This window comes from Ottowia oryzae, assembly GCF_003008535.1.
GTDB classification, from domain to species: domain Bacteria; phylum Pseudomonadota; class Gammaproteobacteria; order Burkholderiales; family Burkholderiaceae_C; genus Ottowia; species Ottowia oryzae.
The window spans coordinates 3028116-3040253 of record NZ_CP027666.1; the positions used below are offsets into that span (position 1 = coordinate 3028116).

Here is a 12138-nt window from a genome sequence, read left to right on the forward strand (position 1 = left end):
GGGCCGCACTGCGCGCCCCTGTGAGCATCCATGCTAGCCGGCTTGGGCCACCGTGCGCACGGCGTTCAAAAACAACCCCAGCGCGGGCTGGTCGCGTGCGGCAGACCAAAGGCAGCGGGTTTCGTAGCGCGGCAGCGCCGCCTCTTTCTGCGACAACGGCAAGTAGCGCACGCCCGCCATGCCGCATTGCTGCAGCGCGGCGGGCACCAGCGCCACGGCCAGGCCCTCAGCCACCATGGACACCACGCTCAGCCAATGGCGCAGCTCATGCACCGAAACCGGGTCAAACCCCGCGGCGCTGCACATGGCCAGCGTGCGCTCGTGGTAGTCCGGCGAGACGGCCCGCGCGACCAGCGCCAGCGGCTCGCCAGCCAGTTGCGAAGGCTTGACGGAGCGTGCGCCAGCCAGCGCATGGTGGTCCGGCAGGCAGGCCACGAAGGTCTGGCTGGCCACCAGGATCTGGTGCATTCCGGCCGGCACGCGGCTGGTGTGCACGAAGGCCGCATCCAGCCGATCGTGCTGCAGCTCGATCACCTGTTCGCCGGAATTCATTTCGCGCAGGCTCAGCTTGATGCGCGGGTGCTCGGCACGAAAGTCGCGCAGCATCTGCGGCAGCCCGCGGTACAGCATCGTGCCCGCGAAGCCAATGACCAGGTTGCCCGACAAGCCGTGCGCCGCCTCGCGCGCTTCACCAATGGCCTGGGACGCGCTTGTCAACAGCGCCCTCGCCCGGGGCAGCAAGGCAGAACCGGCCGCCGTCAACCGCACGCCCCGACTGTTGCGCAGCAGCAAGGCGGCGCCCACTTCGGACTCGAGCTGCTGGATCGCCACGGTCAACGGCGGCTGGCTCATGGCCAGGCGCTCGGCCGCGCGGCCGAAGTGCAGTTCTTCGGCCACCGCCAGGAAGCAGCGCAGGTGCCTCAGCTCCATGTTCTGATTTTCGTATTGATCATTCCATAGTCAATATTGGAGTTGTATTGATCAAAGATCAAGAATGCCCCCAACAAGGAGACAAGACGATGACTAAAAATCCGCCCGCACTGTCGGCTTTGGTCGCTCCCCATCCGGTGCCCGACCAGCACGGCGCCAACCTCTTCACGACCGACCCGGCCCTGCGCGAGCTGCTGTCGATCTACCTGCCCGCCGATCTGCTAGCGCACCTCACGCCGACGCTCGACCGGCTGGGCGCCCTGGCTGGCTCGCGCCTGGACGACCTGGCCGGCGTGGCCGACAAGAACCCACCCGAGCTGCAGTACCGCGACCGCACCGGTGTCGACGCGCAGAAGGTGCTCAAGCACCCCGCTTATGTCGAGCTGGAACGTCACGCCTTCGAAGAGTTCGCGTTGGCCGCGGTGTCGCACCGGCAGGACGTGCTGGGCTGGCAGGGGCAGATGCCCGCCGCCGTGAAATACGCGCTGACGTACCTGTTCGTGCAGGCCGAGTTCGGCCTGTGCTGCCCGGTGTCGATGACCGATTCGTTGACGCGCACGTTGAAGAAATTTGGCGCGCCCGAGCTGGTTGAGCGCTACTTCGACAGCCTGACCAGCCTGGACCTGGACACGCTGGCCCAGGGCGCGATGTTCATGACCGAACAGGGCGCAGGCTCTGACATTGCCGCCACCGCCACGCTGGCGCGCCCCGACCCCAGCGATCCGAACCGCTGGCTGCTGAGCGGCGACAAATGGTTTTGCTCCAACCCCGACGCCGCGCTGGCCATGGTGCTGGCGCGCGTGGAAGGCGACCCGGACGGCATGAAAGGCGTGTCGCTCTTTCTTCTGCCGCGCGACCTGGACGACGGCAGCCACAACCATTACCGCATCATCCGGCTGAAGGAAAAGCTGGGCACCCGGTCGATGGCCAGCGGCGAAATCCGCATGGAAGGCGCGCAAGCCTGGATGGTGGGCGAGCGCGGGCGTGGCTTTGTTCAGATGGCCGACATGGTCAACAACTCGCGCCTGTCCAACGGCGTGCGCGCTGCAGGCCTTATGCGCCGCGCCGTCAGCGAAGCGCTGTATGTGGGGCGCAACCGCCGCGCATTTGGCAAGGCCCTGGTCGATCTGCCGCTGATGCGCCGCCAGCTGCTCAAGCTGATCGTGCCGGCCGAGCAGGCGCGCACGATGGTGTTTCAAACCGCGCAGACGCTGACCCGCTCTGACACGGGCGACACCGAGGCGTACGCGCTGCTGCGCATCCTGACGCCGCTGATCAAGTTTCGCGCCTGCCGCGACGCGCGCAAGGTGACGGGCGACGCGATGGAAGTGCGCGGCGGCTGCGGCTACATCGAGGAATTTGCCGACCCGCGCCTGGTGCGCGACGCGCACCTGGGCTCCATCTGGGAAGGCACCAGCAACATCGTTGCGCTGGACGTGATCCGCGCCATCCGCCGCGAAGCCTCTTTGCCGGCGCTCAACCGCCACCTTGGCAAGCTGTTGGCCGAACCCGGCATCGACGCCGCGCTGCGCAGCGACCTGCAAGCAGCACTGGTGCGCGCGACGGCGCTGGCGGAGCAAGCGGCCATGCCCGGCGCAGACGCGCTGGCGCGCCGCGCCGCCAGTGCGCTGTACCACGTCACCTCGGCCATCGCCATGGCGTGGGAAGGCACGCAGGGCGCGGGCGCTGTTCGCCAGGCGCTGGCGCGCAGGGTGTTGCGCCACCGTCTGCAAGTGAACGACCCGCTCGCCGCAGACGTCGATGCGGAAGCGGACGAAGACACCGCATTGATTCTGTCCCGCTGACCCGCACCGCCCACAGAAGGCGATCGGATAAGGGGCGCGTTGCGCATGGCGCAGGCTGCTCCTTCGAAATCAAGAGATCCAACGACTGGAGACAAACCATGGCTTTTTCGCGACGCAAGGCGATGCTCGCCTGTGCCCTCGGGCTGACCACCCTGCCCGTCTGGGCACAGGACTACCCCAACCGCACGATCACAATGGTGATTCCCTATTCGGCGGGCGGCCCCACCGACGCCATGGCGCGCATGCTGGCTACCGCGATCAGGCCCGTACTGGGCCAAACCATGATCGTGGAGAACAAGGCGGGCGGCGGCTCGAACATCGGAGCCGAGTACGTGGCGCGCGCGCAGCCAGACGGCTACACCTTGATGCTGGGCACGTCGGCGCCGCTGGCCATCAATCAATCCCTGTACGCCAACCTGAAGTACGACCCGCTCAAGAGCTTTGCGCCGGTCATCCAGGTCGGCTACCTGCCGAACGTACTGCTGGTCAACCCTAGCGTGCCGGCCAAGAACGCGCGCGAACTGATCGCGTACACCAAGGCCAATCCGGGCAAGGTCAGCTTCGCCTCATCCGGCAGCGGCGCCTCGTCGCACCTGGCGGGCGTCATGTTCAACATGCAGACCGGCACCGACATCCTGCACGTGCCGTACAAAGGAACCGGCCCTGCGCTGAACGACTTGCTGGGCGGCCAGGTGCAGGTGGCGTTCACCGACGTGCTGTCGGCCCTGCCGTTCCTGGAGGCCGGCAAGCTGCGCGCGCTGGCTGTCACGTCGGCCAAGCGGTCACGCGCACTACCCGATGTGCCCACGCTGGATGAACAGGGCGTGAAGGGGTTTGACGCAAGCGTTTTCTTCGGCGTGGTGGCCCCGGCAGGCACGCCCAAACCGGTGATTGCCAAACTCAATGCGGCCTTCCTCAAGGTGCTGGAGGACCCCGAAATCAAGGCGCGGCTGCAAAAGCAGGGCCTGGAAGCCCCCGCGCAGCACACACCCGAAGCCCTGGCCGCGTACGCCCAGGCTGAAGCCAACAAATGGCGCGCGGTGATCAAGGCGTCTGGCGCCAAGGCCGACTGATGAGCACCGCCAACCCTTCCACGGCCCAACCGGGCGCGCTGGCCGGCATCCGCGTGGTCGACCTCTCGCGCGTGCTGGGCGGTCCGTACTGCGGCCAGATCCTGGGCGACCATGGGGCCGATGTCCTCAAGATCGAACCCCCCCAGGGCGACGATACGCGCGCCTGGGGCCCTCCGTTCGAGGACGTGCAGGGGCGCCAAGTGGCCTCCTACTACATGGGCCTGAACCGGAACAAGCGCGGCACCCAGCTCGACTTGTCTACCGAAGAAGGCCGCGCGATCTTGTGGACGCTGCTGCAAGGCGCGGACGTGCTGATCGAAAACTTCAAGACCGGCACCATGGAGCGCTGGGGCCTGGACTACGACACGCTGGCTGAGCGCTTTCCCGGCCTGGTGTACTGCCGTGTCAGCGGCTTTGGCGCGGACGGGCCGCTGGGCGGCTTGGCGGGTTACGACGCCGCCGTGCAAGCCATGACAGGCATTATGAGTGTGAACGGCGAAACGGGTGGCGATTCGCTGCGGGTGGGCCTGCCGATTGTGGACATGGTGACGGGGCTGAATGCCGCCTTGGGCGTGCTGCTCGCGCTGCAAGAGCGTCACACAAGCGGCCGTGGCCAGTTTGTCGAAGCCAGCCTGTTCGACAGCGGCCTGTCGCTGCTGCACCCGCACGCAGCGAACTGGTTCGCCAGCGGCAAGGAGCCGCGCCGCACCGGCAACGCGCACCCCAACATCTACCCCTACGACGCGTTCCCGACCGGCACCGACGCGGTGTTTCTGGCAGTAGGCAATGACCGCCAGTTCCGCCTGCTCTGCCAGCACCTGGGCGCCGCCGATCTGGCGGACGACGCCCTGTATGCCACTGCTGGCGCGCGGTCTGTCAACCGTGCCGCGCTGCGCGAACAGCTGATTGCGCTCTTGGCGAGTCAGGACGGCCCCGCCCTGGCCGAGGCGCTGATGGCCATCGGCGTGCCGGCCGCACCCGTGCTTTCGGTGAGCGCGGCCCTGAAGCACCCGCACACCGCCCACCGTCAGATGGTGGTACAGGTTGGCGACGCCTATACGGGGGTTGCCTCCCCCATCAAGCTGAGCCGCACCCCCGCCAGTTACCGGCTGGCGCCGCCCGTCCACCCGGCCGACCCGCCAGCGCCCTGACACGCAGCTGCGCCGCGCCCTAGATCTGATCGCGCTTTTCACGACAACAAGGAGACAAACATGCAACGACGACACTTTCTGAGCCGCAGCGCCTTGCTCGCCGCCTCGCTGCCCACCGTACAGGCCTGGGCACAGCCGGGAGCCACCTTTCCCACGCGACCCATCACCCTGCTGGTGCCCTACGGCGCTGGTGGCCCGACGGATACCCACGTGCGGGCGGTGGCAGACGCCGCCGGCAAGCTGCTGGGCCAGCCCGTGGTGATCGACAACAAACCGGGCGCCAACGGCGTGAACGGTGCCGCCTTGCTGCCCAAGGCGGCGCCCGACGGCTACACACTCGCGATTCTTCCGGCCTCCGTGTACCGCGAGCCGCACGTACAGAAGACGCCGTTTGACCCCCGCACCAGCTTCAGCTACATCGCGATGCTGTCGGACTACGCATTCGGCCTGGCCGTGCGCGCAGACGCCCCCTGGAAGCAATGGAAAGACCTGGCCGCCGATGCCAAGAAGCGCCCCGGACGCATCAACGTCGGCGCCACCGGCGCGGTGGGCACGCCGCGCATCGTCATGGACGAGGCCGCCTCCGAAGCGGGCATCGACCTCAACGTAGTGCCGTACAAGGGCGATGCCGACCTGGCCAACGCCATCCTCGGTGGCCACGTGGATGCGGGGCCTTTGAGCGGCATCGCTGTTCCACACATCGCCTCGGGCAAGATGCGCTACCTGGTGGCGCTCACCAAAGACAGGATCAAGCGCTACCCCGATCTGCCCACGCTGCGCGAGCAAGGGGTCAACGCCTGGATCGATTCGCCTTACGGCGTGGCGGGGCCTGCCGGCATGGACCCGGCGCTGGTCAAACGGCTGAGCGGCGTGTTCCAGCAAGCGCTGAACTCGCCCGGCAGCCTGCGTGCGCTGGAATCGCTGAATCAGCCGGTGAACTACATGGACCCTGACGCCTACCGAACCTACGCCCTGCAAGCCTACGAGCGCGAAGAAAAGCGGGTGGCCAAGCTGCGTGCCAAAGGGCTGCTGTAAGTCATGAGCGCCCCAACCGATTCCCCCGTGCAGCGGGCGCCGCTGGAGGGCGTGCGCGTGCTGGACCTCACGCGCGTACTGGCCGGCCCGTGGTGTACGCAGTTGCTGGGCGACCTGGGGGCCGACGTGGTGAAGGTTGAGGCGCCGGGCACCGGCGATGACTCTCGCCAGTTCGGCCAAGCCTTGCCGGTCGACGGGCCTGGGCGTGACTCAGGCTTTTTTCTGGCCTGCAACCGCAACAAGCGCTCGATCACCGTCGACCTGAACACCGCTTCCGGCGCGGCGCTGATCGCTCGACTGGCCGCCGAAAGCGATGTGCTGGTAGAGAACTTCAAGGCCGGCGGCCTGCGCCGCTTCGGCCTGGACGCGGCCAGCCTGATGCCGGCCAACCATCGGCTTATTTATTGCTCGGTCACCGGCTTCGGACAGGACGGCCCTTACGCCAAGCGCCCCGCCTACGACTTCATCATGCAGGCCATGGCGGGCCTGATGAGCAGCTGCGGCCAACCCGAAGGCGCGCCCGGCGGCATGCCCATGCGCACCGGCATTCCCACCACCGACCTGGTGGCGGGCTACCAGGCCACCGTGGCCATCCTGGGCGCGTTGATCCAGCGCGGCATCAGCGGCCAGGGGCAGTTCATCGACGCAGCCATGCTGGATTCCAGCGTGTGCTTCAACTCGACCTTGGCGCAGGCCTACCTGATCACCGGTCAGCCGGTCTCACGCCAGGGCAACAACAACCCGATCGCTTCGCCGTCGGGCGTGTTTCAGACTGCAGACGGATGGATGGTGGTTGCTGCGGGCAACGACCGGCAGTTTGTGCAGCTTTGCGGCGTTTTGGGCGCCACCGATTTGCCTAGCGACACGCGTTTTGCCAGCAACATGATGCGGGTGCAGAACCGCCAAGCACTGCACGCGCTGATCGAACCGGTGCTGCAATCCCAGACCACCGGCCATTGGCTGCCCCGGCTCAGCGACGTGCAGGTGCCCTGCACGCGCATCAACAACATGGCGCAAACCTTTGCCGACCCGCAGGTGCAGCACCGGAACCTGGTCGCCGAAGTCCAGCATGGCAGCGGCGCGCCGCTGAAGCTGCTGCGCAGTTGCCTGAACATGAGCGCGCACCGCGCGCCCCTGCGCGCCCCTCCACAGTTGGGTGCGGACAATGCTGCGGTGCTGTCGGAATGGCTGGGCCTGGACACGGCGGCGGTGCAGTCGCTGTTCGCCGCTGGCGCGATGGGGGCGCCTGGCAAACCCGCTGATACTGCGCCCTGATCGCTCAGCACTTTGGCCATGAAACCTGCCCCCCAAAACACCACGCTGCGGCAGATGCCGCCCGCATCGCCCTTCGCCACAGAAGCCGCTGGCGAGCTGTTTGCGCTGCCTATGCCCATGGCCCTGGCCTTCGGCTTGAAGGGCACGCACATCGGCGCCGACCAGGCCTGGATCGACATGCCGCCGAATGCGGCCTACACCAACAGCCGTGGCGACGTGCATGGCGGCGCACTGGCGGTGCTGCTGGACTGTGCGCTGGCCAGTGCTGCGCGCGCGCACGACCCTGCCCGCTACGGCGTCGTAACCATCGACTTGGTGCTGCATTTTCTGGCCACCGGCCGCGGCACGATGCACGCGCGCGCCCAATGCGAGCGACGTGGCCGTTCGCTCAGCTTTGCCCGCGGCGAGGTCTTGAACGACGCGGGCGAGCTGGTCGCCATGGCAACCGGAACCTTCAAGCTGGTCGAGCGTTCAAGCCCTTCGCCTTCACCCTGACAGCCTCATTCCTGCCTGCCAAACGCCCATTACCATTGACCGACCGATGCGCGCGGCGCGACAACCTCGCCACTGTTGGAAAACATCCGCCATCCCCGAACCCCAAGGAACCCAAGAGACATGAAAGCCACCTTCAACTGGGAAGACCCCTTCCAACTGAGCCAGCAGCTGCGCGAAGACGAGCGCCAAGTGCAGGATGCAGCCCGCCAGTATTGCCAGGAAAAGCTCTTGCCCCGCGTGCAACTGGCCTTTCGCAACGAAACGACAGACGCCGCCATCTTCCGCGAGATGGGCGAGCTGGGCCTCTTGGGCGCCACCATCCCCGAGCAGTACGGCGGCGCTGGCCTGAACTACGTCTGCTACGGCCTGGTGGCCCGCGAGGTCGAGCGCGTCGATTCCGGCTACCGCAGCATGATGAGCGTGCAAAGCTCGCTGGTCATGGTGCCCATCAACGAATTCGGCACCGAAGCGCAAAAGCAGAAGTACCTGCCCAAGCTGGCCGCGGGCGAATGGATCGGCTGCTTCGGCCTGACCGAGCCCAACCACGGCTCCGACCCGGGCAGCATGATCACCCGCGCACGCAAGGTCGATGGCGGCTATTCGATCAGCGGCGCCAAGATGTGGATCACCAACAGCCCGATCGCCGACGTGTTCGTCGTCTGGGCCAAGGACGATGGCGGGCAAATCCGCGGCTTCATCCTGGAAAAAGGCTGGAAAGGCCTGTCTGCCCCCGCTATTCACGGCAAGGTGGGCCTGCGCGCCAGCATCACCGGCGAAATCGTCATGGACGAGGTGTTCTGCCCTGAAGAAAACGCCTTTCCCGACGTGCGCGGCTTGAAAGGCCCTTTCACCTGCCTGAACAGCGCCCGCTACGGCATCGCCTGGGGCGCGATGGGCGCGGCCGAAGACTGCTTCCACCGCGCCCGCCAGTATGTGCTGGACCGCAACCAGTTCGGCCGCCCCCTGGCCGCCAACCAGCTGATCCAGAAGAAACTGGCCGACATGCTGACCGACATCGGCCTGGGCCTGCAAGGCGTGCTGCGCCTGGGGCGCATGAAGGACGAAGGCATCGCCCCGGTGGAGCTGACCTCGGTGCTCAAGCGCAACAACTGCGGCAAGGCCCTCGACATTGCCCGCCAGGCGCGCGACATGATGGGCGGCAACGGCATCAGCGACGAATACGGCGTGGCGCGCCACCTGGTGAACCTGGAAGTCGTCAACACCTACGAAGGCACGCACGATGTGCATGCGCTGATCCTGGGTCGGGCGATCACAGGCATCGCGGCGTTTAATTGAGGCCTCTGAGGCGTTGGCGCGCCTTGCTGGCCGGGGTGGCATGCACCTGTGCGACCGCTACGCCCGGCCAGAAGGTTGTAGGGCACGCGCGGCGGCTTCAATTTCACCCTCGAAATCGCACGATGGCGCCACTCTCATGCCGCGTTCCCGCAAGCCAACGACCAGCTGAACGCACTCCGAGAAAAACGTCTCGAACGTCACGCCTGCATTGGCGGCTTCGATATCCGCATAGTGCCGCCAAAGGGTGCAGTCGTCTTGCGTGTCGTCCAGCGGTAAATGCCGGGTCTGCGCACGCGCAGTGATGTCCAGTGCAGAAAGGGCGGCGCCGCTTGCAGACACACCGCCGCGCGCGATCTCATGTACCGCCGCTTGGTAGGCATGCTCATCCACCGCATCGGCTACATAGAGCTTGCAAAAGAGATCGTCGCGTGCATTCATTTTGTCGTGCTGCCAGCAACGGTCCGTCAGCGGAACCAACCTTTGATCGCATCCACGGCGCTGGACACCGCGCTGCCGACCAGCTTGTCAACACCGCCGGCACGCAAAGCCTGATCGGCAAGATACCCGCCCACCAAGCCAACGCCCGCACCAATTACCGTGCCGACGCCAGGCACGATGCTGCCGATAGCCGCCCCGGCGGCGGCGCCTGCCAAGGCCGATCCACCGGCAACCACCGCGTCGCCAGCAACGTTGCCGATGGCCTTAGAGTCGCCGCGCGCCAGACCATCGCGGTTTTCGTAGATCGATATGCCGGCGCCGATCACCGCGCCTGCGGCCCCCGCACCGGCCAGGCGCGTGCCTGCCACGCGCGCACCGTTACCCAAACCGCGCTCAATGGCGCTGCCGGCCGCACGGTCGGCAGCTCGCACGAGGCCATTCTCGGTCACGGCATAGGTGGTGCCCACCGCGGCGGCGTGCGCGCTTTCGGTCAGCACGTCACGCGCCTCAGCGCCTGTGAGGGTGCGATCGCGCAGCGCGTTGGCGGCACTTACGGCACCGCCAATGGCACCAGCAACCAAGGCACCCTGCCCCGCTGCACGCGCCGTCGCGACACGGGCGCTGGGGACATCCATCGTGGGCGATGTATCGAAAAGGCCGCCACGACGCACGACCGAAAGATCGACCCGTTCATTAACGGCTGGCTGAGTCTGGAGGATGTCGGAGCCGATCGCCTTCGCTGTACTCGACAACCTGGCCTCGCCAGCCTGAACAAGCCCGACTTCATTAGCCCTGACGCGCGTTTTTTCCAGGTTGGATCCGGGATTGGGTGACGACAACGTGGACTGCGCTTTGCTGTTGATAAAACGGTCAAATTCTTGCGGTGAAACGCGGATGGCCAAATCGATGTCCGAGCTTGGCTTGGCTGTGCGCGCCGCGCGGCTGCCCTGAACCACGATGTCGCTGCCCAAGCCGCGCTGCTGCGCTGCGTCGCGCACCTTGCGCGCGACGCCGTCGAATTGGCGGTCGGTCAGACCTTGCGGCGTGGTGTTGAGGCGATCGGCTGCGCGGGCGCCGGCCATGCCACCAAGTATCAGCGGCGAGGCGCCGCCGGCCTCAAGCTCACCGTTCTCGCGCGGCTGCTCAGCTGCGCCTTGTACAAGCTGCCGACGCTCATCAGTATCCGCCAATTTCCAATGCAGCCGATCAACATGTGCAGGCGCTGGCCGAGACATGACGTCATCGGCATTCGGTGGATTCGAGGAGTGAACAGTCCCCCTTGAAGATGTTTGGGCAGATTCAATTTGCATGGCGAACGCGCACTGGAAACTAAGATGTCACGGAGGCTGGTATCTTCCTCCAATACCCACGATCTGACACTGGGATCGTTCCTAGCTGGGAGTCTTACTAGGTGGTTTCCATGTCCGGTTCAGACTCCCCCTGCACGGCTTCCCGGTCATCCCGTGTGAACGCTGCGCCGCTGCCGTGACCGATGACCCTGCCCGTTGGGTTGCGATGCTGCTTTCCGCCTTTTTTCACTAAAACCTATGAAAATCTTCCGCGGCCTGCACCACCCTGGCATCGCGCCGGGCTGCGCGCTCACCATCGGCAACTTTGATGGCGTGCACCGTGGCCACCAGGCCATGCTGGCGCTGCTGAAAAGCGAAGCGGCGCAGCGCGGCGTGCCCAGCTGCGTGATGACGTTTGAGCCGCACCCGCGCGACTACTTTGCCGCCTTGCTGGCCAAGCCCGATCTGGCGCCTGCGCGGGTCTGCACGTTTCGCGACAAGTTGGCCGAGTTGGCGCGCAGCGGGGTTGATCAGGCCATCGTGCTGCCCTTCAACGAGGCGCTGGCCACCCAAAGCGCCGAGGCGTTCATTGAAGAGACCCTGGTGCGCGACCTGGGCGTGCGTTACGTGCTGGTGGGGGATGACTTCCGGTTTGGCGCCCAACGTTCAGGCGACTACGCCATGCTGGACGCTGCGGGTGCCCGCCTGGGTTTCGATGTGGCGCGGATGATGAGCTACGAGGTACATGGCCTGCGCGTGTCCAGCTCAGCGGTGCGCGACGCGCTGGCCGCCGGGCGCATGGACGACGCGGCAGCCCTGCTGGGGCGCCCCTACAGCATCAGCGGGCACGTGGTGCACGGGCGCAAGCTGGGCCGCGCGCTGGCAGAAAGCGCGCCCGGCAAGGCGGATGGTTTTCGCACGCTGAACCTGCGCTTTTCGCGCCGCGCGCATGCGTGGAAGCCTGCGGCCAGTGGCATCTTTGTGGTGCAGGTGCACGGCCTGGCCGATCACCCCCTGTCCGGCGTGGCCAACCTGGGCGTGCGCCCGTCGCTGGACCCGAACGACGTGAACGGCGGGCGCGTGCTGCTCGAAACGCATGTTCTGAACTGGCCCGCCGCCCTGGGCGCCGAGGGGGCCTACGGTAAAATCATCCGCGTGGACCTGCTGCACAAACTGCACGACGAGTTGCGCTATCACAGCCTGGCGGCACTGACCGAGGGCATCGCGCGCGACTGCGACGACGCGCGCGCCTGGTTGAGCGCCCGCGGCGGCCGAATTTGATGGGGCGGCGGACGGCCTGCCTCCTGCGTCCGCACAGCGCCCCACTCCTGTTTTCATAGCTGCCAGCGCT

Annotated in this window: 11 protein-coding genes; 8 read left to right on the top strand and 3 right to left on the bottom strand. The window is 66.5% G+C overall.

The window, feature by feature from the left end:
- Positions 1 to 33: 33 nt before the first annotated feature.
- Positions 34 to 930, bottom strand: coding sequence for a LysR family transcriptional regulator (locus C6570_RS13820; RefSeq protein WP_106703738.1), 897 nt, complete (start codon positions 928 to 930; stop codon positions 34 to 36).
- A gap of 89 nt (positions 931 to 1019) precedes the next feature.
- On the opposite strand from C6570_RS13820, the gene C6570_RS13825 reads away from it, so the two are divergent.
- The 7 genes from C6570_RS13825 (at position 1020) to C6570_RS13855 (ending at position 9060) form a co-directional block, all read left to right on the top strand.
- On the top strand, positions 1020 to 2735 hold the full coding sequence (locus tag C6570_RS13825; protein WP_106704706.1) for an acyl-CoA dehydrogenase family protein: 1716 nt from the start codon (positions 1020 to 1022) through the stop codon (positions 2733 to 2735).
- A gap of 98 nt (positions 2736 to 2833) precedes the next feature.
- Entirely contained in the window at positions 2834 to 3808 is a 975-nt protein-coding gene (locus C6570_RS13830) for a Bug family tripartite tricarboxylate transporter substrate binding protein (protein WP_106703739.1), read from the top strand.
- Positions 3808 to 4959 carry a CaiB/BaiF CoA transferase family protein gene (locus C6570_RS13835; protein WP_106703740.1) on the top strand — a complete coding sequence of 384 codons (1152 nt, stop codon included), beginning with the start codon at positions 3808 to 3810 and terminating at the stop codon, positions 4957 to 4959. Before C6570_RS13830 ends, C6570_RS13835 begins: the two co-directional genes overlap by 1 nt.
- 60 nt (positions 4960 to 5019) lie before the next feature.
- A complete protein-coding gene (locus C6570_RS13840; RefSeq protein WP_106703741.1) occupies positions 5020 to 5994 on the top strand; it encodes a Bug family tripartite tricarboxylate transporter substrate binding protein in 975 nt (324 codons plus the stop codon).
- A 3-nt stretch (positions 5995 to 5997) separates the two neighbouring features.
- Complete coding sequence (locus C6570_RS13845; RefSeq protein WP_106703742.1) at positions 5998 to 7269, top strand: CaiB/BaiF CoA transferase family protein; 1272 nt, start codon at positions 5998 to 6000, stop codon at positions 7267 to 7269.
- Positions 7270 to 7287: 18 nt separating this feature from the next.
- Positions 7288 to 7764 carry a PaaI family thioesterase gene (locus tag C6570_RS13850; RefSeq protein WP_106703743.1) on the top strand — a complete coding sequence of 159 codons (477 nt, stop codon included), beginning with the start codon at positions 7288 to 7290 and terminating at the stop codon, positions 7762 to 7764.
- 120 nt (positions 7765 to 7884) lie between these two features.
- On the top strand, positions 7885 to 9060 hold the full coding sequence (locus tag C6570_RS13855) for an acyl-CoA dehydrogenase (RefSeq protein ID WP_106703744.1): 1176 nt from the start codon (positions 7885 to 7887) through the stop codon (positions 9058 to 9060).
- 57 nt (positions 9061 to 9117) lie between these two features.
- On the opposite strand, the gene C6570_RS13860 is transcribed toward C6570_RS13855, so the two are convergent.
- The gene (locus C6570_RS13860; RefSeq protein WP_106703745.1) at positions 9118 to 9498 is read right to left on the bottom strand and encodes a hypothetical protein; all 381 of its coding nucleotides are present in this window, start codon (positions 9496 to 9498) and stop codon (positions 9118 to 9120) included.
- 26 nt (positions 9499 to 9524) lie between these two features.
- The gene (locus C6570_RS13865) at positions 9525 to 10808 is read right to left on the bottom strand and encodes a nucleotidyltransferase domain-containing protein (RefSeq protein ID WP_123812268.1); all 1284 of its coding nucleotides are present in this window, start codon (positions 10806 to 10808) and stop codon (positions 9525 to 9527) included.
- Positions 10809 to 11045: 237 nt separating this feature from the next.
- Between C6570_RS13865 and C6570_RS13870 the strand changes: the two genes are divergently transcribed.
- Positions 11046 to 12068 (top strand): bifunctional riboflavin kinase/FAD synthetase, encoded by a 1023-nt coding sequence (locus tag C6570_RS13870; protein WP_106703747.1) that lies wholly within the window; start codon positions 11046 to 11048, stop codon positions 12066 to 12068.
- Positions 12069 to 12138: the final 70 nt, after the last annotated feature.

Coding starts and splice junctions, on each gene's coding strand:
- C6570_RS13820 (WP_106703738.1), bottom strand. CDS start 930: ATGGAGCTGAGGCACCTGCGCTGCTTCCTGGCGGTGGCCGAAGAACTG.
- C6570_RS13825 (WP_106704706.1), top strand. CDS start 1,020: ATGACTAAAAATCCGCCCGCACTGTCGGCTTTGGTCGCTCCCCATCCG.
- C6570_RS13830 (WP_106703739.1), top strand. CDS start 2,834: ATGGCTTTTTCGCGACGCAAGGCGATGCTCGCCTGTGCCCTCGGGCTG.
- C6570_RS13835 (WP_106703740.1), top strand. CDS start 3,808: ATGAGCACCGCCAACCCTTCCACGGCCCAACCGGGCGCGCTGGCCGGC.
- C6570_RS13840 (WP_106703741.1), top strand. CDS start 5,020: ATGCAACGACGACACTTTCTGAGCCGCAGCGCCTTGCTCGCCGCCTCG.
- C6570_RS13845 (WP_106703742.1), top strand. CDS start 5,998: ATGAGCGCCCCAACCGATTCCCCCGTGCAGCGGGCGCCGCTGGAGGGC.
- C6570_RS13850 (WP_106703743.1), top strand. CDS start 7,288: ATGAAACCTGCCCCCCAAAACACCACGCTGCGGCAGATGCCGCCCGCA.
- C6570_RS13855 (WP_106703744.1), top strand. CDS start 7,885: ATGAAAGCCACCTTCAACTGGGAAGACCCCTTCCAACTGAGCCAGCAG.
- C6570_RS13860 (WP_106703745.1), bottom strand. CDS start 9,498: ATGAATGCACGCGACGATCTCTTTTGCAAGCTCTATGTAGCCGATGCG.
- C6570_RS13865 (WP_123812268.1), bottom strand. CDS start 10,808: ATGCAAATTGAATCTGCCCAAACATCTTCAAGGGGGACTGTTCACTCC.
- C6570_RS13870 (WP_106703747.1), top strand. CDS start 11,046: ATGAAAATCTTCCGCGGCCTGCACCACCCTGGCATCGCGCCGGGCTGC.